The sequence below is a fragment of the Pseudomonas sp. Tof1 genome (assembly GCF_055390395.1).
This window is the reverse complement of record NZ_AP024344.1, coordinates 1,567,051-1,590,831: the sequence shown is the minus strand read 5'-3', so window position 1 is coordinate 1,590,831 and position 23,781 is coordinate 1,567,051. Positions and strand designations below refer to the sequence as shown.

The following is a 23,781-nucleotide window of genomic DNA, read 5'->3' as shown; positions in this document are numbered from 1 at the left end:
GATCAGTTCCTGATGAAGGATGGCCGCCAGGCCAGGGACAGGCGCTCGAGCAGACGCACCAGGCCATCGATACCCAGCCCGAGCACGCTGTAGATCAGCAGGCAGATCACGATCACATCGGTGCGCATGAAGTCCCGGGCATCATTGACCAGGTAGCCGATACCGGCGCTGGCGTTGATCTGCTCGACCACCACCAGGCCCAGCCAGCTCAGGCCGAAGGCGTAGCGCAGGCCAACGAAGAAGGATGGCAGGGCACCGGGCAGGATCACGTGCCAGATCCGCTCGCGCCGGGACAGCCCCAGCAGGGTCGCCGCCTCCAGCAATTTGGGATCGAGGCCACGGATGCCGGCAAACAGTGTGAGGTAAACGGGAAACGTGGTGCCCAGGGCGATCAGGGCGATCTTCGGCGTCTCACCCACGCCGAACCAGAGGATGAACAGCGGCACGATGGCGAGAAATGGCAGGGTGCGCAGCATCTGCACCGGCGAGTCGATCAGCAGTTCCCCTCGCCGTGACAGTCCCGAGAGCAGGGCCAGCACGGTGCCGATGCTGACACCGATGGCCAACCCGCCCAAGGCCCGTTGCAGGGAAACCCACAGGTGACGACCCAGCTCGCCGCTGCCGAGCATCTGCCACAAAGTGCCACCGATGGTGCTGGGTGCGGCGATGATTCGGCTCGGCAGTAACCCGCTGCGCGATGCCAGTTCCCAGAGCAGCAGCAACACCAGCGGACTGATCAGGCGCAGCGCCGGTTCGCGCCAGCCGGTCCAGCGGGCCAGCGCACGCAGGCCGGATCGAGGGGAGACAAGGTCTTGCGCGGGCATGCTGACGTCCTGTTCTGTAGCGCGTGGATGACCATGCTAACTACATAAAAAACGTCCGTGAAATTCGCTTTGGTTCTAATCTAATATACAAAAATTGCATTTATAAAAATAACAATTATGCAAACAATAGATTAACAGGCCTGCGCAGTGCCCGTCCGAGCAAGGCCAGGGGGCAGTCCCGGCTTCAGGACTTGCCGACCCGCTGCGCGACCATCTCGCCGAACGCGCTCACCGGCTCCTGCAGGTTGCCGAGGAAACGCGGGTGGATCAGCCACAGGTCGATCACCGGCTTGAAGTCCGTCACCGGCACGATCTCCAGCTTGTTGCGATGACCGCTGTTTTCCAGCAAGGGGGCCGGCACCAGCCCGTAACCCAGGCCATTGGCGATCAGTCCCAGTTGCAGTTCGGTGCCGAAGGTTTCCAGGTTGATCTGCAACGACAGGCCCTGGGCACTCAGGGCCCGCTGCAAGCCGGCGCGAAAACCGCAGCCATCGGGGTTGAGCACCCAGCCGCGCTGGTACAGGTCGGCCAGCTTGCATGAACGGCGGGTCACCTCACCCTTCGCCGCCACCACCACCAGGTTCATGCTGCCCAGCGAGCGCCCGACCACCCCGTCGGGGAACACCTTGCCCGCCGGGAACAGTGCCGCCACCACGTCCAGCTCACCGTTCTCGACCTTGCCCAGCAGGTGGCTGCCCCAGCCGGTGGCGACCGAGGTCTGCAACTGCGGGTAGAGATTCTTCAACTGGCTCAGGGCATCGAGCAGCACCACGTCACCGATGGTCTGCGGCACGCCGATACGCAACGCCCCGCTGGGCGCGCCGTCATTGGCCACCAGTTCGCTGAGGCCATCGAGCGCGCGCAGCACTTCCAGGCACTGCCCATAGACCCGCAGGCCCATGCTGGTGGGCTTGAGCGGCTTGGTGTTGCGGTCGAGCAACTCCACCCCCAGCGCCTCCTCGAAATTCTGCACACGCCGGGTGATGGCCGGCTGGGTCAGTTGCAGCGAATCGGCGGCCTGGCTGATGGTCTGGCAACGGATCACCGCCACGAATGCATTGATATCATCTATCTTCATTCTTTATTCGCATAATAAATAAGTGGAAAAATGCCAGGAAAGAATAATACCTTTTAGCCCACTCGTGTAGTTCACGTCGTATCCGACTGTCCACGGAGGGACCTCAATGCCTCGACAATCCCATCGCCCCGTTGCCACGCCAGCGGCCCCGAACCTCGGTCGATTACGCCACTTCATCGACCAATTGGCCGCCCTGCTCGCTACCCGACCTGGCGAAGAACAGGTACTCGCGGATGGCAGCCGGCTGCTGCAACAACTGGTCGCCCATGACGACTGGCTGCCCGCGGCGTTCGCCCAGCCCGATCCGCAGCGCTACCAGCAGTTCCTGCTGCATGCCGATTCGCGCCAGCTGTTCTCCATCGTCAGTTTCGTCTGGGGCCCGGGCCAGAGCACGCCGATTCATGATCATCGGGTCTGGGGGCTGATCGGCATGCTGCGCGGCGCCGAATATTCCCAGGGTTTCGAACGCCGCGCCGACGGCAGCCTGCAGCAAGCCGGCCAGGCAATTCGCCTGGATCCCGGTCAGGTCGAGGCGGTCTCGCCGCGCATTGGCGATATCCACCAGGTATCGAATGCATTCGACGACCGGGTGTCGATCAGCATCCACGTCTATGGCGGCAACATCGGCGCGGTGAAGCGTGCGGTGTACCACCCGGACGGCAGTGAAAAACCGTTCATCTCCGGCTACTCCAACAGCCTGCTACCTAACCTCTGGGACCTGTCGAAGGAGCCCCCGCAATGACCGAGATCCGCACCCGCCATTACCAGGACATTCGTCAGGCCCTGCTGGCCCGCCAGGAACTGGTCCTGCTCGATGTCCGCGAAGAAGCCCCCTTCGCCGAGTCCCACCCATTGTTCGCCGCCAACATCCCGCTGTCGAAACTGGAACTGGAGGCCTATGCCCGGATTCCCCGCGGGGACACGCCGGTGACCCTCTACGACAATGGCGAGGGCCTGGCACAACGGGCCGCTGCCGTGCTGCATGAGCTGGGCTACAGCGACGTGGCCCTGCTCGAGGGCGGCCTGGCCGGTTGGCAGCAAGCCGGTGGCGAGCTGTTCAAGGACGTCAACGTGCCCAGCAAAGCCTTCGGCGAACTGGTGGAGTCCGAGCGCCACACGCCATCGCTGGCCGCCGAGGAAGTCCAGGCGCTGCTGGATGCCGAGGCCGACCTGGTGATACTCGATGCCCGTCGTTTCGACGAATACCAGACCATGAGCATCCCCGGCGGCATCAGCGTACCCGGTGCCGAACTGGTGCTGCGGGTCGCCGAGCTGGCGCCCGACCCGCAAACCCGGGTCATCGTCAATTGCGCCGGACGCACCCGCAGCATCATCGGCACCCAATCGCTGGTCAACGCGGGCATTCCCAATCCGGTCGCCGCGCTGCGCAACGGCACCATCGGCTGGACCCTGGCCGGGCAGGCGCTGGAGCATGGGCAGGCACGGCGCTTTGCCGACGTCGGCGAGGACAATCGCCACGCCGCGCAAAAGGCCGCCCGGGCGGTGGCCGACCGGGCCGATGTGGGCCGCGCCAGCCTGGCCGAGCTGCGCCAATGGCAGGCCGAACGCGGCCGTACCACCTACCTGTTCGACGTGCGCACCCCGGAGGAATTCGAGGCCGGCCACCTGCCCGGCGCCCGCTCCACGCCCGGCGGCCAGTTGGTGCAGGAGACCGATCACTTCGCCAGCGTGCGCGGCGCCCGGCTGGTACTGGTGGACGACGACGGCGTGCGGGCGAACATGAGCGCCTCTTGGCTGGCGCAGATGGGCTGGCAGGTGAAGGTACTCGACGACCTCGCGGCGAGCGATTTCAGCGAGCAGGGTCCCTGGCAGCCGCCACTACCCGCGCGCCCCGGAGCCCGCTTCGTGGACGCCGCGACCCTGGCCACCTGGTTGCGCGAGCCGGGCACCCAGGTGCTGGACTTCACCGCCAGCGCCAACCATGTACAACGGCATATCCCCGGTGCCTGGTGGGCATTGCGCAGCCAGCTCGCCCAGGCGCTGGCACGGATTCCCCCGGCGGAGCGTTATGTACTGACCTGTGGCAGCAGCCTGCTGGCCAACTTCGCCATCCCCGAGGTCCAGGCCCTGACCGGTAAACCGGTGTGGCTGCTGAACGGCGGGACAGCGGCCTGGATCGCCGCCGGGCTACCGTTGGAAAGCGGTGAACAGCGCCTGGCCGCGCCGCGTATCGACCGCTACCGCCGTCCCTATGAAGGCACCGACAACCCACGGGAAGCCATGCAGGACTATCTCGACTGGGAATACGGTCTGGTGGCCCAACTGGGCCGGGACGGCACCCACGGGTTCTTCGTGATCTGATACCCGCATCCGTGGCGGGCAAGGCCGAAGAGGCGGTTCATTTCAGACGAGACAAATAGCAATAATTCTCGATATCATTCACGACTTTCCAGCCCTGCCACCTGAAGTCGTGAAGGTTCCGCCATGTCTCGTCCCAAGCCCGACCCGCTGTCGGCTGAAACCTTTCGCGGGTTCTATGCGGACATCCTGCATTTCCTGCGCAAACGCACAGACAACGCCAGCGATGCGGCGGACATGACCCAGGACGTCTTCACCCAGTGGCTGGACTACGACCAGCAGGCCAAGGTCGAACAGCCACGGGCCTTCCTGTTCCAGATGGCACGCAATCTGCTGCGTGATCACTGGCGCAAGCAGAAGGTCAGGCAGGCGGTGCACAGCGAACAGGCCGACCCGGGGCTGGAACCGGTGGCCGACGAGCGCAACGACCCGTTGGCCGCCGCGCAGCGCCTGCAACGACTGGAGCAATTGAAAGAGGTACTCGCCGAACTCTCGCCTCGGCGTCGAGAAGCCCTTATGCTTGCCCGTTTCGAGGGCTTGAGCCAGGCCCGGATCGCTGAACGCATGGGGATTTCCGTCAGCATGGTGGAAAAACATATCGCCTTTGCCTTGCTGCACTGCAAGCAGCGCCTGGAACAGGAGCAGGGCAAGGAGCAGCCGGAATGACCCGCGCCAACGATATCGAATTCGATGAAAACAGCATCGACGCCCAGGCTGCCAGCTGGTTCGCCCGCAATCGCGCCGAGCAGGCCCCAGGCACCGACAAGGACTTCGAACAATGGCGGGCCGACCCGGCCCACGCCAAGGCCTATGCCGAGTTCGAGGCCCTGTGGGCCGACCTCGTCGAACTCCAGCAACTGAACCGGCCGGTGCCCCTGCCCGCACGCCGCAAGAATCCCTGGCGCTCGGCCCTGGCCAGCGCGGCCGCCCTGGTCTGTGCGCTGTTGGCAAGCCATGTCGGTGCGCCCAACAGCGCCTACCACCACCAGGTCGCCGCCCATGCCGAAGGCACCCGCACCCTGAAACTGCCGGACGGCAGCACCCTGTACGTGAACGCCAACACGCGCCTGCGCATCAACTTCCGCAGCCTGCAACGGGACATCTACCTGGACCAGGGCCAGCTCTACCTGGAGGTCGCCGCCGACAAGGAACGCCCACTCTGGGTGCACGCCGGCAACGCGCGGGTGCGCGTGGTCGGCACCGCCTTCGATGTGCGTCGCGGCCAGAAGCAACTGGTGGTCAGCGTCGCCCACGGCCAGGTGGCCTTCGAACCCGAAGGCGATCCGGGCAAGGCGACTCTGCTCGAAGCTCGCCAACGCGGAATCTACGACTACGCCAGGGGCACCGTGCAGCAACAGCCGGTCAGTGCCGAGGAGGTCGCCGACTGGCGCAGCGGTCACCTGACCTTTCGCAATCGCGAACTGCTCAGCCTGATCGACGAATTGAACCTGTACCGCAGCAAGCCGGTGCAACTGGCCGATGGGCCGCTGGCGCATTTCAAGGTGTCCGGCAGCCTCGATGCCCAGGATCCGGATGCCCTGCTCAACGCCCTGCCGGTGCTGATCCCGGTGCGAACCGTGGCCCTGGACGACGGCCAGGTGCGGATCGAAAGCCGCAAATGAGCACACATGAGAATATTTTTCATTCGCAGGTGAGGTTTTCTTTCACTGCCGCGTCTTCCTCCCCGATTGCGTTCTGAACGAACGCCTTTTTGGCCTTTGGCCACACCGGGGGATTCAATGTTTCGCGCCGCTCACGAGTTGTTCCATCACTGTTCCCGCCCAACCCTGATCGCCGCCTGCCTGATGGCCAGCCTGCCGGTCCAGGCCGCCGACAAGGTCGCCATGAGCCTGCCGGCGCAGTCGCTGGCGACCTCCCTCAGCCAGGTGGCACAGAAGACCCACATCCAGTTGCTGTTCGACGAGGAACAGTTGCACAACATCCAGGCCCGCGCGCTGGAAGGTCAGTTCACCGCCCAGGAAGCCATCGGCCTGCTGCTCAAGGGCGGCAACTTCAAACTGCTCATGGTCGGCAACACCTTCGTGATCCGCAAGGCCGACGCTGAGCCAACCCCCGACAAGGGCGCCATCCAGCTGGGCGCGGTGAGCATCCTCGGCGACGGCAAGGAAGTGGACTCCAGCAGCGTCGGCCGCTCGACCCTGACCAAGGACGATATCGAGCGCAGCCAGCCGGGCAACATCCCCTCGCTGCTCTCGACCCTGCCCGGCATCAGCATGGGCGGCTCGATGAAGCCCGGCGGGCAGACCATCAATATCTGGGGCCTGGGCGACGCCGAGGACGTGCCGCTGACCGTCGACGGCGCCACCAAGAGCAGTTTCGAGCGCTACCAGCAGGGCACCATTTTCATCGAGCCGGAACTGATCAAGAGCATCGAGGTGGAAAAGGGCCCGCACTCGCCCGAAACCGGCAATGGCGGCTTCGGCGGCACGGTGCACATGGAAACCAAGGATGCTCCCGACCTGCTGGAAAAAGGCCGCAACAGTGGCGCCATGGTCAAGTACGGCTACGCCAGCAACAACCATGAGCAGACCTACAGCGGCGCGACCTACGGCCGTACCGACGATGGCAAGGCCGACGGCCTGGTATTCCTGACCAAGCGTGACGGCGGTGACCTGAAACTGGCCGAAACGCCACCCAATCCCAACAACCAGTATCCGATCAATCCCAAGCGCCTTCCCAACAGCGCCCAGGACCTGGATGCGGTGCTGCTCAAGCTCAACCTGAATCTCACCGACGAGCAGAGCCTCAAGCTCTCCTACTCGCGCTCCAACAGCGAGCGCTGGACACCGTTCTCGGCCCAGAGCTACCCGACACCACCGACCGCTTCCAACATCCGCCAGTACGGCTACGAGGGCGCGTTGAAACGGATGCTGGCCAATCGTGAAACCATCGACACCACCTGGTCGGGCAAGTACGAATACAAGCCACTGGACAACCCGCTGGTGGACTTGCAGATCAAGTACTCGCAGTCCAACACCGACCAGACCGACGAGCGCAACGCCAGCGCCTTCTTCAGCCTGGCCACCGGCGGACGCAAGATGGACACCGAATACCGGGACCGCGAACTGGAGATCAAGAACACCAGCCTGTTCGACACCGGTTCCCTGCAGCACGCGCTGACGGTCGGCACGCAGATCCGCAAGCATGCCCGCGAAACCGAGATGTGGATGCCGGGCAGCACCTACAACACCGCCCGCTACAACTACGGCCACTTCCAGCCGGGTTTCATGCCCCATGGCAAGGTCGACGCCAATGCCTTCTTCATCGAGGACGCCGTGACCCTGGGCGACTTCACCCTGACCCCGTCGCTGCGCTACGACCACGTGCGCAACCGTGGCGAGGCCAACGACGCACCGTACTATTCCAACCCCGATCCGGCCATCGGCCACGACTACAGCGACCGCACCTACACCGGCTGGTCGCCACGCCTGGCGGCCTTCTGGCGGGTGACGCCGACCCAGGGCCTGTACGCCAACTACAGCAAGACCTGGCGGGCCCCGGTGATCGACGAGCAATACGAAGTCCAGGGGCTGGGCAGCCGCACCGCCACCAGTGTCGACCTCGACCCCGAGCGCATCACCGCGCTGCGTTTCGGCAGCATCAGCAACTTCTCCAAGCTGCTGACCGACAACGACGACCTGATGATCCGCACCACCTTCCTGCACAACCGCATCGAGGACGAGATCTTCAAGGCCACCGGCGTGGGCTGCGCCAACCAGGCGATCAATGGCGGTACCATCAGCACCGCCTGCCCGCCGGGCCCGATGTCCAACTACCGCAACGTCGGCGGCACGACCATCAAGGGCTTCGAGGTCGAAAGTTTCTACGACTCCAGCTACCTGTTCGGTCAATTGTCCTATAGCTACCTGACCGGCAAGCGCGACAACCCGTACACCAACCCCTGGGGGCCATCGGTCTGGGCACGGGACATTCCGCCGGCCAAATGGGTGGTACTGCTCGGTACCAAGATCCCGAGCCTGGATGCCCGCGTCGGCTGGCAGGGCGTCTACGTGCGCAAGACCGACCGGGTACCCAGCGACAAGTACAGCCGCGGCCCGGGCACCAGTGTCGGCGATGCCTTCTACGACCAGTACGAAAACGACAGTTACGTGGTGCAGAGCGTGTTCGCCCAGTGGAAACCGCAGCAGCGCTACCTGAAGGGCACGGAAGTGAACCTGACGGTGGATAACCTGATGAACCGCAGCTACCGCCCGGAATTGAGCGGCGACCGGGCCTACAGCGTGGGGCGCAACCTCAAGGTCAGCCTGACACGCTACTTCTGACCCTCACCTGACCTGGTGAAGGCAGCTTTCCTGTGGGGACTGCTTTCCTGTGGGAGCGGGCTTGCCCGCGAATAGGCCCTTGAGGGCGCCAAAAGCTTCGCGGGCAAGCCCGCTCCCACATAAAGCCAATGGGGCCGGCCATGGCCCCATCAGCCGGCGTTCGCCCGCACCACGCTCAACTCCCGGACCTGGGCCCGTTTCTGGCTCAGGTAACGGGTACAGCCGACCCGCAGGAACGAAGCGAAATTCACCACCTCGCCGCGATAGTCCATCACCTCCTCATACAGGCGGGTGATCATCTGGTTGGTGGTCACGCCCTCCCCCTCGGCCATCTCGCTGAGGATGTCCCAGAACTGATTTTCCAGGCGCAGGGTGGTCACCACGCCACCGATGCGCAGTGAGCGGGAACGCGACTCGTAGAGGATCGGATCGGCCTTGACGTAGAGTTCGCACATCGGCGCTGCCTCGCTTACAGGGTGATTTGGGTGCCCAGCAGGCCAAGGAACGCCGCCAGCCAGCTCGGATGCGCCGGCCAGGCCGGGGCGGTGGCGAGGTTGCCCTGGACATGGGCCTGGCTGACCGCGATATCGATGTAGCGGCCACCGGCCAGGCGCACTTCCGGGGCACAGTCCGGGTAGGCACTGCACTCGCGACCTTCAAGGATACCCGCCGCCGCCAGCAATTGCGCGCCGTGGCACACTGCGGCGATCGGCTTGCCGGCCTGGTCGAAGGCCTGTACCAGTTGCAGCACCCTGTCGTTCAGGCGCAGGTATTCCGGGGCACGACCACCGGGAATCAGCAGGCCGTCGTAATCGGCGGCATCGACCTGGGCGAAGTCGAAGTTCAGCGCAAACAGGTGCCCGGGCTTCTCGCTGTAGGTCTGGTCGCCCTCGAAATCATGAATCGCGGTGCGTACGGTCTGGCCGGCGGTCTTGTCCGGACACACGGCATGCACCTGGTGACCGACCATCTGCAGCGCCTGGAACGGCACCATCACTTCGTAGTCTTCGACGTAATCGCCAACCAGCATCAGGATCTTTTTCGCGGCCATGGGGTGAACTCCTCTGGGTGAACGCTTGGGCAGACAAGAGTAGCCAAGGTAGCCCCTGAGCACCCGGGCGGGTAATCGCCGGCTACTACGGTTGTCCGCCCCCGAACTGTACGGACAACTCTGTGCCCAGCTGTAGCAGCCCCCGCCGCAGGCTTTATGGCTGAATGAACACCCGTTCTCCAGCCTACTTTCGGTTCTCTCCCTATGTCTTCCCGTGAAAACACCGGCATGCTGCTCGGCCTGCTGGGCGTCGTGATCTTCAGCCTGACCCTGCCCTTCACCCGCATCGTGGTGCAGGAAATCAACCCGCTGCTCAATGGCCTCGGCCGAGCCCTGGTGGCGGCGATTCCGGCGGCGGCGCTGTTGTTGTGGCGACGGGAGAAATGGCCGACCTGGAGCCAGTTCAAGGGCCTGTGGCTGGTGATCGCCGGGGTGATCCTCGGTTTCCCGGTGCTTTCGGCGTGGGCCATGCAGAGCCTGCCGGCCTCCCACGGTGCGCTGGTCAACGGCCTGCAACCTTTGTGCGTGGCGTTGTATGCAGCCTGGCTGTCCCATGAGCGGCCATCGAAAGCCTTCTGGGCCTGCGCGGCCCTGGGCAGTGCGCTGGTGCTCGGCTATGCCCTGCTCAGCGGCGCCGGCAGCATCCAGGCCGGTGATCTGCTGATGCTCGGCGCCATCGCGGTCGGCGGCCTCGGCTATGCCGAAGGTGGGCGCCTGGCCCGGGAAATGGGCGGCTGGCAGGTGATCTGCTGGGCACTGGTGCTGTCGGTGCCGGTATTGATCGGGCCAGTGCTGTACCTGGCGGTGCAACACCAGGGCGCGGTTTCCGCCAGGACCTGGTGGGCCTTCGGCTACGTGGCGATGTTCTCGCAGTTTCTCGGGTTCTTCGCCTGGTACGCCGGGCTGGCCCTGGGCGGCATCGCCCGGGTCAGCCAGATCCAACTGCTGCAGATCTTCTTCACCATCGCCTTCTCGGCGCTGTTCTTCGGTGAGCATGTCGAGCCGGTGACCTGGCTGTTCGCCGCCGGCGTGATCGTCACGGTGATGCTGGGGCGCAAGGCCGGGGTACGCCCGGCGCAACCGGGCCAGTTGCCGTCCGGGGTTCAGCTCAAGTAGCCATCGGCGCGCAGCAGGGTTTCCAGGCAATGCTCCTGGATGGCATAGAACGCCTTGAGTTCCTCGATCTTCGCCAGCAGCCGGGCCGGGTCCTGGGGCTCGGCCCGCTTGACCGCGAGGATCATTTTGTTCTTGTTGGTGTGTTCCAGGGAGATGAACTCGAAGACCTTGGTCTCGTAGCCACAGGCCTCGAGGAACAGCGCCCGCAGGCTGTCGGTGACCATCTCGGCCTGCTGGCCCAGGTGCAGGCCGTATTGCAGCATCGGCTTGAGCAGCGCCGGGCTCTGGATCTGCTGGCGGATCTGCTTGTGGCAGCATGGCGAGCACATGATGATCGAAGCCCCGGAGCGGATACCGGTGTGGATCGCGTAGTCGGTGGCGATATCGCACGCATGCAGGGCGATCATCACCTCCAGTTCGCTCGGCGCCACGCTGCGCACATCGCCGCACTTGAACACCAGGCCGGGATGCTCCAGGCGGGCCGCGGCCGCGTTGCACAGGGTGACCATGTCCTCGCGCAGTTCGACGCCGGTCACCTCGGCCACCGCCTGTCGGGTGTTGCACAGGTAATCGTGGATGGCGAAGGTCAGGTAGCCCTTGCCCGAACCGAAGTCCGCCACCCGTACCGGCCGGTCGAGCGGGATCGGTGAACTGCCCAGGGCGTGTGAAAACACCTCGATGAACTTGTTGATCTGCTTCCACTTGCGCGACATCGCCGGGATCAGCTCATGCTGGCGGTTGGTCACGCCCAGGTCGACCAGGAACGGCCGGCTCAGTTCCAGGTAGCGGTTCTTCTCGCGATTGTGCTCGGCCGAGGGCACCTCGCGCTCCTGCCGGGCCTTGCCCTTGAACAGCGTGCTCTTGCCCTTCTTGCCGTATTCGAGCTGGATCTCGTCGGTCAGCGACAGCAGGTGGGCGTTCCTGAACGACGCCGGCAGCAGCGCCGCGACGTTCGCCACGCCTTCGGCCAGGGGGAAATTCTTGGTGATGTCGCGGGTCTTGTAGCGGTAGACGAAGGACAGGCAGGGCTGGTCCCTGACCGTCAACTGCTTGATGATCAACCGCTGCAGGTCTGCCTCGGCGCCGACATGCCTGGCCAGCACCAGCTTGATGAAGGCATTCTGCGCCAGGCTGGTTTCGAGCAGTTCGATGAACTGGGCGTGATGGTCCGGCACGGACTGGGCGGGTTTTGCAGTGACTGACATGTAGGGAAACGCCTCGGGCGTGCGGAATCTGATCTGGGAATGCCGGGCATTGTATCAGCCCAGCACCACCAGGCGGTTCGGCAACTCGTTGCGCGTCTGGGTCAGGGGTACATGGGTGATCAGCAGCTTGCCGCAGTCCTCGATGCAGGAGAGAAAGCCCTGCAGCGTCTGTCCCTGCCTGACCTGCTCGGTGAACGCCTTGACGATGGGTTCCCAGACGCTGTTGTCCAGGCGTCGGGCAATGCCCTCGTCCACCAGGATCTCCACATAGCGCTCGGCCTCGCTGACGAAGATCAGCACCCCGGTGCCGCCAACCGTGTGGTGCAGGTTCTGTTCGAGAAACTGCCGCCGCGCCAGCCCCGAGGCGCGCCAGTGCCGCACCGAGCGCGGAATCAGCCGGCTGGTGACCGACGGGATGCGAAACAGCAGGCACAGCACGATGAAGCTGCTCCACTGCACCGCCAGCAAGGCGTGTCCGTTCAGCCAGCCGAAGACGAAGTTGATGACGCCCGGTACCAGCAGCGCCAACAGGCTGGCCCAGAGCAACGGGATATAGGCGTAGTCGTCGGCACGGCTGGCCAGCACCGTCACCAGTTCCGCATCGGTCTGGCGCTCCACCCGCGCGATCGCCTCGGCGACCTGGCGCTGTTCGTATTCACTGAGTAAGGCCATGGTTGTGCTGCTCTCTCATTATTATGGGTTACCAACTGCCCGACGATCCGCCGCCGCCAAAACTGCCACCGCCACCGCTGAAGCCACCGCCGGAACGACTGCCACCGCCGCCGCCCAGGCCACCGGACCCGCCACCCCTGGGCCCATAGCCCATCAGTTGCATGATCGCGCAGAACAGCACGAACAGCACGCAGAGCAAGCCGACCAGGAACGGGTGCCGCGAACCGAAGTCCCCCTCCGGCTCGGGTTCGTCCTGTACCCTGCCGCCCAGGGTATCAAGCATCGCCTCGACCCCGGAGCGGATACCGCTGGAAACATGACCACGCTTGAACTGCGGCACGATCAACTGGTTGATGATCAGCGAAGCGCGGGCATCGGTCAGGCGTTCCTCAAGGCCGTAACCGACCTCGATACGCACCTTGCGCTCGTCACGGGCGACGATCAGCAGCGCACCGTTGTTGCGATCCTTCTGGCCGATGCCCCAGTGCCGGCCCAACTGGTAGCCGAATTCCTCGATGGTGGCGCCCTGCAGGTTCGGCAGGGTGACCACCACGATCTGCTCGCCGGTGGCCTTTTCGTGGGCCTGCAACTCCCGGCTCAGGTCCTCGGCCACCGCGGCGTCGATCATCCCGGCATTGTCCACAACCCGTCCGGTCAGTTCGGGAAACTGCAAGTCGGCCCTGGCCACCATTGCCAGCGTGCAGAGCAACAGCCACAGGGCGCTCTTGAAAATACGCATGCCTACCTCATCCGTGATGACACAGCGGTCAGAACTTCACTTGCGGTGCCTTGTCGGCATCCTGGGCGGTCGCCTCGAAGTTCGGCCGCAGCGGCAGGTCGCTGTACATCAGGCTGTGCCAGAGACGGCCGGGAAAAGTGCGGATCTCGGTGTTGTACTTCTCCACGCTGAGGATGAAGTCGCGCCGGGCCACGCTGATGCGGTTCTCGGTGCCTTCGAGCTGGGACTGCAGGGCGAGGAAGTTCTGGTTCGACTTGAGGTCCGGATAACGCTCCGACACCACCATCAGCCGGCTCAGCGCGCCGGTCAGTTGGCCCTGGGCATCCTGGTACTGCTTGAGCTTCTCCGGGTTGTCCAGGGTACTGGCATCGACCTGCACCGAGGTCGCCCGCGAGCGGGCCTCGATCACCGCGGTCAGGGTGTCCTGCTCCTGCTTCGCGTAGCCCTTGACCGTTTCCACCAGGTTCGGAATCAGGTCCGCGCGCCGCTGGTACTGGTTCTGTACCTGGGCCCAGTTGGCCTTCACCTGCTCGTCGTAGGTGGGAATGTTGTTGATGCCGCAGCCCGCCAGCATGCTGGCCAGCAGGGCCAGGGCGGCGATTCTCCAGCTCGAACGCAAACCTTGGAATGCATGCATGCTCGAAACGCTCCTTGAAACGATAAAAAGGGACAATGGCCCGGGCCCTGCGTAGGGCATAATCCGCCCCCGCCACTGGAATGTATGAAGCCAATCAGCTAAAAGATGCCCAGCGCGAAAAACAGTTCAGCAGTGTGCTGGATTTATTGGCACAACAATAGCCGCTCCCAATAACGAAACAGCCCGGCCGGCGCCCAACGAGCAGTCGCTGGATCGGACTCCCGAGATAATCATTCATGAAGAAGCTGTGTTTGCTGGGCCTTGCTGTCGGCCTGGCCAGTCTCCCGGTTGCGGCGGACACGAAGTCCGCTCCCATCGAAAACAAGGACGCCTTCATCGCCAACCTGATGAAGCAGATGACCCTCGAGGAAAAGATCGGCCAGTTGCGTCTGATCAGCATCGGTCCCGAAATGCCCCGCGAACTGATCCGCAAGGAAATCGCCGCGGGCAACATCGGCGGCACCTTCAACTCCATTTCCCGCCCGGAAAACCGTCCGATGCAGGACGCGGCCATGCGCAGCCGGCTGAAGATCCCGATGTTCTTCGCCTATGACGTGATCCACGGCCACCGCACCATCTTCCCGATCAGCCTGGGCCTGGCCTCCAGCTGGGACATGGACGCGATCGGCCGCTCCGGGCGTATCGCTGCCCAGGAAGCCAGTGCCGACAGCCTCGACATCACCTTCGCGCCGATGGTCGACATCTCCCGCGACCCGCGCTGGGGCCGTACCTCCGAAGGCTTCGGCGAAGACACCTACCTGGTCTCGCGCATCGCCAAGGTGATGGTCCAGGCCTACCAGGGCAAGAGCCCGAGCGCGCCCGACAGCATCATGGCCAGCGTCAAGCACTTCGCCCTGTACGGCGCGGTGGAAGGCGGCCGCGACTACAACGTGGTCGACATGAGCCCGGTGAAGATGTACCAGACCTACCTGCCGCCCTACCGCGCCGCCATCGACGCCGGCGCAGGCGGGGTGATGGTCGCGCTGAACTCGGTCAACGGCGTGCCCGCCACCTCCAACACCTGGCTGATGCAGGACCTGCTGCGCAAGGACTGGGGCTTCAAGGGCCTGGCGGTCAGCGACCACGGGGCGATTTTCGAACTGCTCAAGCATGGCGTCGCCAAGGACGGTCGCGAAGCGGCCAAGCTGGCGATCAAGGCCGGCATCGACATGAGCATGAACGACTCCCTGTACGGCAAGGAACTGCCGGGGCTGATCAAGTCCGGCGAAGTGCCGCAGCGCGAGCTGGACAACGCCGTGCGTGAAGTGCTCGGTGCCAAGTACGACATGGGCCTGTTCAAGGACCCGTACCTGCGTATCGGCAAGGCCGAAGACGATCCGGCCGACACCAATGCCGAGAGCCGCCTGCACCGCGCCGAAGCCCGCGACGTGGCCAAGCGCAGCCTGGTGCTGCTCAAGAACGAGAAACAGACCCTGCCGCTGGCGAAGTCGGCGAAGATCGCCGTGGTCGGTCCGCTGGCCAAGGCCCCGATCGACATGATGGGCAGTTGGGCCGCCGCTGGCCAACCCGCGCAATCGGTCACCCTGTTCGACGGCATGAGCCGCGCCCTGGGTGACAAGGGTCAACTGGTCTATGCCCGCGGCTCGAATATCACCACCGACAAGAAGATCGTCGATTACCTCAACTTCCTCAACTTCGATGCGCCGGAAGTGGTCGATGACCCGCGTCCCGAGCAGCAGTTGATCGACGAAGCGGTCAAGGCCGCGCAGCAGGCCGACGTGGTGGTGGCCGCGGTGGGCGAATCGCGCGGCATGTCCCACGAATCGTCGAGCCGTACCGATCTGAACATCCCCGAGACCCAGCGCAAGCTGATCGCCTCCCTCAAGGCCACCGGCAAGCCGCTGGTGCTGGTGCTGATGAACGGCCGTCCGCTGACCATCGGCCAGGAACAGGACCAGGCCGACGCCGTGCTGGAAACCTGGTTCAGCGGGACCGAAGGCGGCAACGCCATCGCCGACGTGCTGTTCGGCGACTACAACCCGTCGGGCAAGCTGCCGATCACCTTCCCGCGCTCGGTCGGCCAGGTGCCGATGTACTACAATCACCTGACCATCGGCCGGCCGTTCACGCCGGGCAAGCCGGGCAACTACACCTCGCAGTACTTCGACGAGGAAAACACCCCGCTGTATCCGTTCGGCTACGGCCTGAGCTACACCGACTTCAGCCTGAGCAACATGGCGCTGTCCTCGACCACGCTGAACAAGAGCGGCAAGCTCGACGCCAGCATCACCGTGCGCAACACCGGCAAGCGTGATGGCGAGACCGTGGTGCAGTTGTACATCCAGGACGTGGCCGGCTCGATGATCCGTCCGGTCAAGGAACTGAAGAACTTCCAGAAGGTGATGCTCAAGGCCGGGGAAGAGAAGGTCATCCACTTCACCATCGACGAGAACGACCTGAAGTTCTACAACACCCAGCTCAAGTACGTGGCCGAGCCGGGCAAGTTCAACGTGCAGATTGGCCTGGATTCCCGGGACGTGACGCAACAGAGCTTCGAATTGCTGTAACAGGGTTAACCGTGCCCTGGGGGCTCCCCACCGTGGGAGCCTGACTCTCCGGAAGCGGGCTGCGGCGCCCACCGCACCACCCGCCCCTTCTGCATCCCCCGCTCCATGGCGTGTTATCTTTCCCGCCCTCTCTCCAGCCTGTCATTGCCCGCATGCCGCCGATCCCTCGTTCCCTGCGCCTGCTGCTCCATACCCTGCTGATTCTCGCGGGCACCGTGCTGGCCGCCGGCTGGGCAATGCACCGTGCCACGCAGCAGGCACTGCTGGACGATGCCGTCCGCGGACGGGGGCAGCTGGCGCTGTACGCCAACTCCCTGCACACCCTGATCGAACGATACCGCGCCATGCCGGCCGTGATCGCCCTGGACCCGGAACTGCGCCAGGCCCTCAACGGACCGCTCACCGCGCAACAGCAGGATGCGCTCAACCGCAAGCTGGAACGCATGAACGGCGCCGCACGTTCCTCGACCCTGCAACTGCTCGATCGCAACGGCCTGTCGGTGGCCGCCAGCAACTGGCGCCTGCCCAGCAGCTACGTCGGCCATTACTACGGCTTTCGCCCCTACTTCAACCAGACCCGCAGCGAAGGCAGCGGGCATTTCTACGCGGTCGGGGTGACCAGCGGGATTCCCGGCTACTTCCTCTCCAGCGCGGTGCTCAACGACAACGGCGAGTTCATCGGTGCCATGGTGGTCAAGCTGGAGTTCCCCGAGATCGAACGCGAATGGGGCAAGGGCAGCGACATCCTGCTGGTTAGCGACGCCCGCGACATCGTGTTCATCTCCAACCAGCCGGCCTGGCGCTATCGCCTGCTGCGCCCACTGTCGGACAACGACCGCAGCGAAATCGGCCGCACCCGCCAGTACGACAAGCAGCCACTGAGCACCATCGAGCATCAGACCCTGCGGGTGTTCGACAGCCACAGTTACCTGAGCCGGGTGGCCACGCCCGATGGCAGCGCCGATCTGCTCTGGGAATCGCTGCCGCTGGACACCGAGAACTGGACCCTGCACCTGCTGCGCAAGCCGCAACTGGCCGCCGAGGAACGGCGCAATGCCGGGCTCGCCGGTGCCGGCCTGTGGCTGACCCTGGTGTTTCTCGTCCTGTTCCTCAGCCAGCGCTGGCGCCTGGCCCGCCTGCGCCAGCGCAGCCGCGCGGAGCTGGAGCGACTGGTGGAGGAGCGCACCCGCGACCTGCGCACGGCCCAGGATGGCCTGGTACAGTCGGCCAAGCTGGCGGCGCTGGGACAGATGTCCGCCGCCCTGGCCCACGAGATCAACCAGCCGCTGACCGCCCAGCGCATGCAACTGGCGACCCTGCGCCTGCTGCTCGACCACGGTCGGCTCGACGCCGCCCGGGAAGCACTGGCCCCCTGGAGCAAATGCTGACCCGGATGGCCGCCCTCACCGGCCATCTCAAGACCTACGCCCGGCAAAGCCCCAGCGGCCTGCGCGAGCCGCTGGACCTGGCCGGCGTGGTCGACCAGGCGCTGCACCTGCTCGACCCGCGCCTGCGGGAGGACAACGTCAGCATCGCCCTGCACCTGACCCGGCCGGCCAGGGTCCGCGGCGATGCGATCCGCCTCGAACAGGTGCTGATCAACCTGCTGCGCAACGCCCTCGACGCCATGCGTGACAAGCCGCTCAAGCGCCTGGAAATCCGCATCGAGGCCGACCAGCAACTGTGGCTGTTGACGGTGGCCGACAGCGGCGGTGGAATTGCCGAGGAACATCTGGCCAAGGTCTTCGATCCGTTCTTCACCACCAAGCCGGTCGGCGAGGGCCTCGGCCTGGGGCTGGCGGTTTCCTATGCGATCGTCCATGAACAGGGCGGCCGCCTGAGCGTCGTCAACCGGCACGACGGCGCCTGCTTCACCCTGGCCCTGCCAATCGCCGTGGAGGTCCGTGAACCATGTTGAACTCGGTAATCGTGGTCGATGACGAAGCCAGCATTCGCACGGCCGTGGAACAGTGGCTGAGCCTGTCGGGCTTCTCGGTCCGGTTGTTCAGCCGCGCCGAGGAGTGCCTGGCGCAACTGCCGGCGCACTTTCCCGGGGTGATCATCAGCGACGTGCGCATGCCCGGTCTCAGCGGCCTGGAACTGCTTGCGCGGGTGCGGGCACTCGACGCCGACCTGCCGGTGATCCTGCTGACCGGCCACGGCGACGTGCCGATGGCGGTCGAGGCGATGCGTGACGGTGCCTACGACTTCCTGGAAAAGCCCTTCAGCCCCGAAGCCCTGCTCGGCAGCCTCGGCCGTGCCCTGGAGAAACGCCGACTGGTGCTGGAGAACCGCCGCCTGCACGAACAGGCCGACAGCCGCTCACGCCTCGACGCCTGCCTGCTGGGCGTGTCCCGCAGCCTGCAGACCCTGCGCCGGCAAGTGCTGGAACTGGCGCCCCTGCCGGTCAACGTGCTGATCCGCGGCGAGACCGGCAGCGGCAAGGAACGGGTCGCCCGCTGCCTGCATGACTTCGGGGCGCGTTCGAGCAAACCGTTCGTCGCGCTCAATTGCGCGGCGATTCCCGAGCCACTGTTCGAAGCCGAGTTGTTCGGCCATGAGAGCGGCGCCTTCACCGGCGCCCAGGGCAAGCGGATCGGCAAGCTCGAATATGCCCATGGCGGCACCCTGTTTCTCGACGAGATCGAGAGCATGCCACTGGCCCAGCAGGTGAAACTGCTACGGGTGCTGCAGGAACAGAAGCTCGAACGCCTGGGTTCCAACCAGAGCATCCCGGTCGACCTGCGCATCGTTGCCGCGACCAAGCCCGACCTGCTGGAAGAGTCCCGGGCCGGACGTTTCCGCGAGGACCTGGCGTATCGGCTGACGGTGGCCGAACTGCGCCTGCCGCCCTTGCGCGAGCGGCGCGAAGACATCCCGCTGCTGTTCGAACACTTTGCCCAGGACGCGGCCGAGCGCCTGGGGCGCCGTGCGACGCCATTGAGCGGGTCGCAACTGGTCCGGCTGCTGAGCCATGACTGGCCGGGCAACGTCCGCGAACTGGCCAACGCCGCCGAACGCTCGGTGCTCGGCCTGGGCGAGCCGGAACCGGTCAATATCGATCCGGGCCAGTCCCTCGCGGCCCAGCAGGAGGCCTTCGAGGCGCAGTGCCTGCGCTCGGCCTTGACCCGGCACAAGGGTGACGTCAAGGCGGTGCTCGAAGAACTGCAACTGCCAAGGCGCACCTTCAACGAGAAGCTGCAACGCCACGGACTGACCCGCGAGATGTTCCTGTAGCAACGACGCAACCTGTAGGAGCCGGGCTTGCCCGCGAAAAAGATGGCGCGGTCGCTCAGCCATACCCCGTCATCGTTCTTCGCGGGCAAGCCACGCTCCTACAGATAGTGTCGTTCGTATCGGCGGTTTTCCGCTCACGCCCCACTCCGGCATAAGCGGATTTCCGCTCACCCAATCCTGCCAACCGCTCTGGAACGGGCCTTACAGCCCTGGCATGGCTCCTGCTATGGAGCGGTCAGGCTGCGCTCCCGCGCGCTCTACAACAACAATGACTCGTAAGGTTCCCTAGATGGATAACTCCACTACCCTTCCCCTGGGGTCGGCGGTCGCGCCGGCACAAGAAAGAACCACCGCCAGCCGCCTGAAATCGATTTTCAGCGGATCGGTCGGCAACATGGTCGAGTGGTACGACTGGTACGTCTACGCCGCCTTCTCGCTGTACTTCGCCAAGGTCTTCTTCCCCAAGGGCGACACCACCGCCCAACTGCTCAACACCGCCGCGATCTTCGCCGTGGGCTTCCTGATGCGCCCGATCGGCGGCTGGCTGATGGGCCTGTACGCCGACCGCAAGGGCCGCAAGGCGGCCCTGATGGCCTCGGTCCTGCTGATGTGCGCAGGCTCGCTCATCATCGCCCTCACCCCCGGTTATGAAACCATCGGCATCGGCGCGCCGATCCTGCTGGTGGTTGCCCGCCTGATGCAGGGGCTGTCGGTCGGCGGCGAATACGGCACTTCCGCCACCTACCTCAGCGAGATGGCCACCAGGCAGAGCCGTGGTTTCTATTCCAGCTTCCAGTACGTGACCCTGATCTCCGGCCAGCTCATCGCCCTGGCGGTGCTGATCGTGCTGCAGCAGGTTCTCAGTGTCGAACAACTGCAGGACTGGGGCTGGCGGATTCCCTTCGGTATCGGCGCCCTGTGCGCGGTGGTCGCGCTCTACCTGCGTCGCGGCATGGAAGAAACCGAGTCGTTCGTGAAGAAGAAGGAAAAGCCGAAAGAGAGCCTGATGCGCACGCTGCTGCGTCATCCCAAGGAACTGCTGACCGTGGTCGGCCTGACCATGGGTGGCACCCTGGCGTTCTACACCTACACCACCTACATGCAGAAGTACCTGGTGAACACCGTCGGCATGAGCATCTCCGACTCCACCACGATCTCGGCGGCAACGCTGTTCCTGTTCATGTGCCTGCAGCCAGTGGTCGGTGCGCTCTCGGACAAGGTGGGCCGGCGGCCGATCCTGATCGCCTTCGGGATTCTCGGGACACTCTGCACCGTACCGATCCTGAGCACCCTGCACACCATCCAGACCTGGTGGGGCGCATTCTTCCTGATCATGGCGGCGCTGATCATCGTCAGCGGCTATACCTCGATCAACGCGGTGGTGAAGGCCGAGCTGTTCCCCACCGAGATCCGCGCCCTGGGCGTGGGCCTGCCCTACGCACTGACCGTATCGATCTTCGGCGGCACCGCCGAATACATCGCGCTGTGGTTCAAGAGCATCGGCATGGAGACCGGCTACTACTGGTACGTGACCGCCTGCATCGCGGTGTCGCTGCTGGTGTATGTCACCATGAAGGACACCCGTCGGCATTCGCGGATCGAGACCGACTGATAACCTTTGCTCGTGTCGGCCTTCCATGACGGGCCGACACTGCTCTTGGCTGGGAGCCGGTTTGCCGGCTCCCAGCCCCCCCCGTGCAATGCTCAAGACTCTTGGCAATTAATAGCCCGTTAATTCCCGCCCCTCATCCTGATCCTACGCCGAATCGACTTGCGCACCCGCCCCCAGGCATCCAGTGACCGCCGTCTGATCGCGCCGCCCACAACATCGAATAATTCGATTTGTTTAAGCACTAATTTGCGCTTTTTAATCAAATTAACAAGCGTAATATCACTTCCACACCCACTGAGCAAAACCAAAACCCAACTGGAGCAACCACCATGAACACCAAACTGATCCTCGCCCTGACCCTTTCCGTACTGGCCGCCAATACCTACGCCGCCGATGGCTACAGCCACACCCCAGCCGCCTATCGCGTGGCTGCCGACGGTTATGACAAGACCCCAGGTGCCAACGCTGTGGCGGCCGATGGCTACGACAAGACCCCAGGTGCCAACGCCATTGCGGCCGACGGCTACGACAAGACTCCTGGCGCCAACGCTGTGGCTGCCGACGGCTACGACAAGACCCCAGGTGCCAACGCCATCGCGGCCGACGGCTACGACAAGACTCCTGGCGCCAACGCTGTGGCTGCCGATGGCTACGACAAGACCCCAGGTGCCAACGCCATCGCGGCCGACGGCTACGACAAGACTCCTGGCGCTGCGGCAATCAGCTGACAGACCCGGATGGCATCACAGCCCGGCTCAGGCCGGGCTTAGTCATTTCTGGAGGGAAGGAAAATCCGCACGCCAGAGGCAACGTCCTGCGAACGGCCTATCGCCTTTGTCCGCGATGCCAAGCACACTATCGATCCCCGATTGTCCCTGCGGAACCCGCGAACCATGCCTGACGATATTCACTATTACGAACCTGCCAATGGCCACGGCCTGCCCCACGATCCGTTCAACGCCATTGTCGGCCCACGCCCCATCGGCTGGATCTCCTCACAGAGTGCCGAGGGCCGGCTGAACCTGGCGCCCTACAGTTTCTTCAACGCCTTCAACTACATCCCACCGATCATCGGCTTCTCCAGCGTCGGCCGCAAAGACAGCCTGAACAACATCGAACAGACCGGCGAATTCGCCTGGAACCTCGCCACCCGCCCGCTGGCCGAGGCGATGAACCAGAGCTGTGCCGCCGTACCGCCCGAGGTCGATGAGTTCCAGTTGGCCGGTCTGACGCCCGTGGCGTCGAAGGTGATCAGCGTACCGCGGGTGCAGGAAAGCCCGGTGTCCTTCGAATGCAAGGTCACCCAGATCATTCAGTTGCAACGCGCAGACCAGGCCCTGGTGCCGAGCTGGCTGATCCTGGGTGAAGTGGTTGCCGTGCATATCGCCAGGCATCTGCTCAAGGATGGGATCTACGATACCGCCGCCGCCGAACCGATCCTGCGTGGCGGCGGCCCGGCGGACTACTTCCAGCTCGGTCCGCAAGCCCTGTTCAAGATGTACCGTCCACAAGTGACGGGTTGATCACTGCGGCCCCATCACCAGGACAGTTCGCCCTCGGCGTCAACGTCGATCAGCCGCGCCAGTTCCTGCTCGGCGGCCTGATCGGCCTCGAGGGCGGTCTTGAATGTCTGCTCTGCAAGGATTTTATGAAAACGCGGTGGCTCGAAACCGCCCAGGGCCTTTACCGCAATCGCCGCGTTGTAGCCGGCTTCGCCGCGAACGGCTGCTGAAACTGCTTCGAACTGTGCAAACTCTCTACGTGCCATGCCTGTTATCCCGGCCAATTGATCGGCCGGCATTCTAAATCAGCTGGCCAGCCGTTGCAGGGAACCTGCGCTGGACAAGTGATAGTCGCACTGGGCACGGGCGGCGGACACCTCGCTGAAGGTATGGAAATCCAGGCTGTCGACCACCAGGTCCTGCACCAGCTCACCGAACACCTGCATGGCCGGCGTGTTGAAGTAGGCGGTCATGGCCGGCTGGTTGGCCCAGAAACCGGAGACCAGCCAGAGGTCGGCATCGGCCAGGGAGTGTTGCAGGGAGAACTGCAGGCAACCGGGTGCCTGGCGGGACGGTTCGATCAGGCTGCTCAGACGGGCGCCCAGCTCGGCGGAGCGCCCCGGGCGTGCGCGAACGAAGGCCATGTGACTGACAGGGATATGCTTGGACATGCTCGGCTCTCCCGAAAGGAATGTTGTTCTCGCGCCATCAACCGCCGGGACGACGGCAACGCAAACATAGATTAGTGCCCCCGGCGAGGGGTCGTTAGTCGATTCCTGTCAGCTTATTGCACAATCCTGCCGCAGCGCCTTGCCCCTCGGGTACAGCGCCAGGCCAGCGCTCTGCTGGCGGGTCCGGAGTTTTAAGCAAGCCTGGTCTGCGGTCAGCGCAGTCATCCGGCGGTCATGACGGGTCGCGGCAGGATCAGGCAAGAATTGCGCAGGATCCGGCTGGCGA

The 23,781-nt window shown here is 64.4% G+C and carries 21 protein-coding genes and 1 pseudogene; 12 read left to right on the top strand and 10 right to left on the bottom strand.

The genetic code is table 11. From position 1 onward, the window contains the following. Positions 1-2: 2 nt before the first annotated feature. Positions 3-824 carry an ABC transporter permease gene (locus ACZ5KU_RS07280; RefSeq protein WP_054061347.1) on the bottom strand — a complete coding sequence of 274 codons (822 nt, stop codon included), beginning with the start codon at positions 822-824 and terminating at the stop codon, positions 3-5. Positions 825-1,008: 184 nt separating this feature from the next. Then, entirely contained in the window at positions 1,009-1,902 is an 894-nt protein-coding gene (locus ACZ5KU_RS07275) for a LysR family transcriptional regulator (RefSeq protein ID WP_054061348.1), read from the bottom strand. A 106-nt stretch (positions 1,903-2,008) separates the two neighbouring features. Between ACZ5KU_RS07275 and ACZ5KU_RS07270 the strand changes: the two genes are divergently transcribed. The 5 genes from ACZ5KU_RS07270 (at position 2,009) to ACZ5KU_RS07250 (ending at position 8,525) form a co-directional block, all read left to right on the top strand. Beyond that, positions 2,009-2,644: a cysteine dioxygenase family protein gene (locus tag ACZ5KU_RS07270; RefSeq protein ID WP_054061349.1), complete on the top strand. Its 636-nt coding sequence runs from the start codon at positions 2,009-2,011 to the stop codon at positions 2,642-2,644. Next, positions 2,641-4,224, top strand: a complete 1,584-nt coding sequence (locus ACZ5KU_RS07265; RefSeq protein ID WP_464736969.1) for a rhodanese-related sulfurtransferase — start codon at positions 2,641-2,643, stop codon at positions 4,222-4,224. Before ACZ5KU_RS07270 ends, ACZ5KU_RS07265 begins: the two co-directional genes overlap by 4 nt. Before the next feature lie 123 nt (positions 4,225-4,347). Then, the gene (locus ACZ5KU_RS07260; protein WP_054058273.1) at positions 4,348-4,887 is read left to right on the top strand and encodes an RNA polymerase sigma factor; all 540 of its coding nucleotides are present in this window, start codon (positions 4,348-4,350) and stop codon (positions 4,885-4,887) included. After that, positions 4,884-5,843, top strand: a complete 960-nt coding sequence (locus ACZ5KU_RS07255; protein WP_273819234.1) for a FecR family protein — start codon at positions 4,884-4,886, stop codon at positions 5,841-5,843. Before ACZ5KU_RS07260 ends, ACZ5KU_RS07255 begins: the two co-directional genes overlap by 4 nt. Before the next feature lie 117 nt (positions 5,844-5,960). Next, positions 5,961-8,525: a TonB-dependent receptor gene (locus tag ACZ5KU_RS07250; RefSeq protein ID WP_054058275.1), complete on the top strand. Its 2,565-nt coding sequence runs from the start codon at positions 5,961-5,963 to the stop codon at positions 8,523-8,525. Between the two features lie 149 nt (positions 8,526-8,674). On the opposite strand, the gene ACZ5KU_RS07245 is transcribed toward ACZ5KU_RS07250, so the two are convergent. Beyond that, positions 8,675-8,980, bottom strand: a complete 306-nt coding sequence (locus tag ACZ5KU_RS07245) for a ribbon-helix-helix domain-containing protein (RefSeq protein WP_017905997.1) — start codon at positions 8,978-8,980, stop codon at positions 8,675-8,677. A 14-nt stretch (positions 8,981-8,994) separates the two neighbouring features. Next, complete coding sequence (locus tag ACZ5KU_RS07240; RefSeq protein WP_464736968.1) at positions 8,995-9,576, bottom strand: DJ-1/PfpI family protein; 582 nt, start codon at positions 9,574-9,576, stop codon at positions 8,995-8,997. Between the two features lie 204 nt (positions 9,577-9,780). Here ACZ5KU_RS07240 and ACZ5KU_RS07235 point away from each other — a divergent pair, with 204 nt between their 5' ends. Continuing rightward, a complete protein-coding gene (locus ACZ5KU_RS07235) occupies positions 9,781-10,692 on the top strand; it encodes a DMT family transporter (protein ID WP_054058277.1) in 912 nt (303 codons plus the stop codon). Here the strand turns inward: ACZ5KU_RS07235 and ACZ5KU_RS07230 are convergent. Genes ACZ5KU_RS07230 through ACZ5KU_RS07215 form a run of 4 tightly spaced genes read right to left on the bottom strand, consistent with a single transcriptional unit; the run spans position 10,680 to position 13,945 of the window. Continuing rightward, entirely contained in the window at positions 10,680-11,897 is a 1,218-nt protein-coding gene (locus ACZ5KU_RS07230; RefSeq protein WP_416772174.1) for a class I SAM-dependent methyltransferase, read from the bottom strand. The two genes, ACZ5KU_RS07235 and ACZ5KU_RS07230, sit on opposite strands and share 13 nt — an antisense overlap. 54 nt (positions 11,898-11,951) lie before the next feature. Next, on the bottom strand, positions 11,952-12,569 hold the full coding sequence (locus ACZ5KU_RS07225; protein ID WP_054058279.1) for a TPM domain-containing protein: 618 nt from the start codon (positions 12,567-12,569) through the stop codon (positions 11,952-11,954). 28 nt (positions 12,570-12,597) lie between these two features. Next, a complete protein-coding gene (locus ACZ5KU_RS07220) occupies positions 12,598-13,308 on the bottom strand; it encodes a TPM domain-containing protein (RefSeq protein WP_054058280.1) in 711 nt (236 codons plus the stop codon). Between the two features lie 28 nt (positions 13,309-13,336). Then, a complete protein-coding gene (locus ACZ5KU_RS07215) occupies positions 13,337-13,945 on the bottom strand; it encodes a LemA family protein (RefSeq protein ID WP_054063971.1) in 609 nt (202 codons plus the stop codon). 236 nt (positions 13,946-14,181) lie between these two features. Between ACZ5KU_RS07215 and bglX the strand changes: the two genes are divergently transcribed. From bglX to ACZ5KU_RS07185, 6 genes and pseudogenes are all read left to right on the top strand, one after another. After that, positions 14,182-16,473, top strand: a complete 2,292-nt coding sequence (gene bglX / locus ACZ5KU_RS07210; protein ID WP_464736967.1) for a beta-glucosidase BglX — start codon at positions 14,182-14,184, stop codon at positions 16,471-16,473. A 152-nt stretch (positions 16,474-16,625) separates the two neighbouring features. Continuing rightward, positions 16,626-18,391, top strand: a pseudogene (locus ACZ5KU_RS07205) (sensor histidine kinase). Further along, complete coding sequence (locus ACZ5KU_RS07200; protein ID WP_054060842.1) at positions 18,385-19,710, top strand: sigma-54-dependent transcriptional regulator; 1,326 nt, start codon at positions 18,385-18,387, stop codon at positions 19,708-19,710. The pseudogene ACZ5KU_RS07205 and the gene ACZ5KU_RS07200 overlap by 7 nt, the downstream one beginning before the upstream one ends. A gap of 289 nt (positions 19,711-19,999) precedes the next feature. Beyond that, entirely contained in the window at positions 20,000-21,322 is a 1,323-nt protein-coding gene (locus tag ACZ5KU_RS07195) for an MFS transporter (protein WP_054060843.1), read from the top strand. Positions 21,323-21,651: 329 nt separating this feature from the next. Next, the gene (locus tag ACZ5KU_RS07190; protein WP_054060844.1) at positions 21,652-22,050 is read left to right on the top strand and encodes a hypothetical protein; all 399 of its coding nucleotides are present in this window, start codon (positions 21,652-21,654) and stop codon (positions 22,048-22,050) included. Positions 22,051-22,215: 165 nt separating this feature from the next. Then, positions 22,216-22,845 (top strand): flavin reductase family protein, encoded by a 630-nt coding sequence (locus ACZ5KU_RS07185; RefSeq protein WP_054060845.1) that lies wholly within the window; start codon positions 22,216-22,218, stop codon positions 22,843-22,845. A gap of 14 nt (positions 22,846-22,859) precedes the next feature. Here ACZ5KU_RS07185 and ACZ5KU_RS07180 read toward each other — a convergent pair whose 3' ends face one another. Next, positions 22,860-23,090: a hypothetical protein gene (locus ACZ5KU_RS07180; protein WP_054060846.1), complete on the bottom strand. Its 231-nt coding sequence runs from the start codon at positions 23,088-23,090 to the stop codon at positions 22,860-22,862. Between the two features lie 39 nt (positions 23,091-23,129). Then, on the bottom strand, positions 23,130-23,495 hold the full coding sequence (locus tag ACZ5KU_RS07175) for a putative quinol monooxygenase (protein WP_054060847.1): 366 nt from the start codon (positions 23,493-23,495) through the stop codon (positions 23,130-23,132). Between the last annotated feature and the right edge of the window lie 286 nt (positions 23,496-23,781).

What these genes read in the sequence shown, in the direction of transcription:
- ACZ5KU_RS07265 (WP_464736969.1), top strand. Translation starts at nt 2,641, where the DNA reads ATGACCGAGATCCGCACCCGCCATTACCAGGACATTCGTCAGGCCCTG.
- ACZ5KU_RS07180 (WP_054060846.1), bottom strand. Translation starts at nt 23,090, where the DNA reads ATGGCACGTAGAGAGTTTGCACAGTTCGAAGCAGTTTCAGCAGCCGTT.
- ACZ5KU_RS07235 (WP_054058277.1), top strand. Translation starts at nt 9,781, where the DNA reads ATGTCTTCCCGTGAAAACACCGGCATGCTGCTCGGCCTGCTGGGCGTC.
- ACZ5KU_RS07200 (WP_054060842.1), top strand. Translation starts at nt 18,385, where the DNA reads ATGTTGAACTCGGTAATCGTGGTCGATGACGAAGCCAGCATTCGCACG.
- ACZ5KU_RS07250 (WP_054058275.1), top strand. Translation starts at nt 5,961, where the DNA reads ATGTTTCGCGCCGCTCACGAGTTGTTCCATCACTGTTCCCGCCCAACC.
- ACZ5KU_RS07220 (WP_054058280.1), bottom strand. Translation starts at nt 13,308, where the DNA reads ATGCGTATTTTCAAGAGCGCCCTGTGGCTGTTGCTCTGCACGCTGGCA.
- ACZ5KU_RS07255 (WP_273819234.1), top strand. Translation starts at nt 4,884, where the DNA reads ATGACCCGCGCCAACGATATCGAATTCGATGAAAACAGCATCGACGCC.
- ACZ5KU_RS07230 (WP_416772174.1), bottom strand. Translation starts at nt 11,897, where the DNA reads ATGTCAGTCACTGCAAAACCCGCCCAGTCCGTGCCGGACCATCACGCC.
- ACZ5KU_RS07190 (WP_054060844.1), top strand. Translation starts at nt 21,652, where the DNA reads ATGAACACCAAACTGATCCTCGCCCTGACCCTTTCCGTACTGGCCGCC.
- ACZ5KU_RS07270 (WP_054061349.1), top strand. Translation starts at nt 2,009, where the DNA reads ATGCCTCGACAATCCCATCGCCCCGTTGCCACGCCAGCGGCCCCGAAC.
- bglX (WP_464736967.1), top strand. Translation starts at nt 14,182, where the DNA reads ATGAAGAAGCTGTGTTTGCTGGGCCTTGCTGTCGGCCTGGCCAGTCTC.
- ACZ5KU_RS07260 (WP_054058273.1), top strand. Translation starts at nt 4,348, where the DNA reads ATGTCTCGTCCCAAGCCCGACCCGCTGTCGGCTGAAACCTTTCGCGGG.
- ACZ5KU_RS07245 (WP_017905997.1), bottom strand. Translation starts at nt 8,980, where the DNA reads ATGTGCGAACTCTACGTCAAGGCCGATCCGATCCTCTACGAGTCGCGT.
- ACZ5KU_RS07175 (WP_054060847.1), bottom strand. Translation starts at nt 23,495, where the DNA reads ATGTCCAAGCATATCCCTGTCAGTCACATGGCCTTCGTTCGCGCACGC.
- ACZ5KU_RS07185 (WP_054060845.1), top strand. Translation starts at nt 22,216, where the DNA reads ATGCCTGACGATATTCACTATTACGAACCTGCCAATGGCCACGGCCTG.
- ACZ5KU_RS07280 (WP_054061347.1), bottom strand. Translation starts at nt 824, where the DNA reads ATGCCCGCGCAAGACCTTGTCTCCCCTCGATCCGGCCTGCGTGCGCTG.
- ACZ5KU_RS07195 (WP_054060843.1), top strand. Translation starts at nt 20,000, where the DNA reads ATGGATAACTCCACTACCCTTCCCCTGGGGTCGGCGGTCGCGCCGGCA.
- ACZ5KU_RS07215 (WP_054063971.1), bottom strand. Translation starts at nt 13,945, where the DNA reads ATGCATGCATTCCAAGGTTTGCGTTCGAGCTGGAGAATCGCCGCCCTG.
- ACZ5KU_RS07225 (WP_054058279.1), bottom strand. Translation starts at nt 12,569, where the DNA reads ATGGCCTTACTCAGTGAATACGAACAGCGCCAGGTCGCCGAGGCGATC.
- ACZ5KU_RS07275 (WP_054061348.1), bottom strand. Translation starts at nt 1,902, where the DNA reads ATGAAGATAGATGATATCAATGCATTCGTGGCGGTGATCCGTTGCCAG.
- ACZ5KU_RS07240 (WP_464736968.1), bottom strand. Translation starts at nt 9,576, where the DNA reads ATGGCCGCGAAAAAGATCCTGATGCTGGTTGGCGATTACGTCGAAGAC.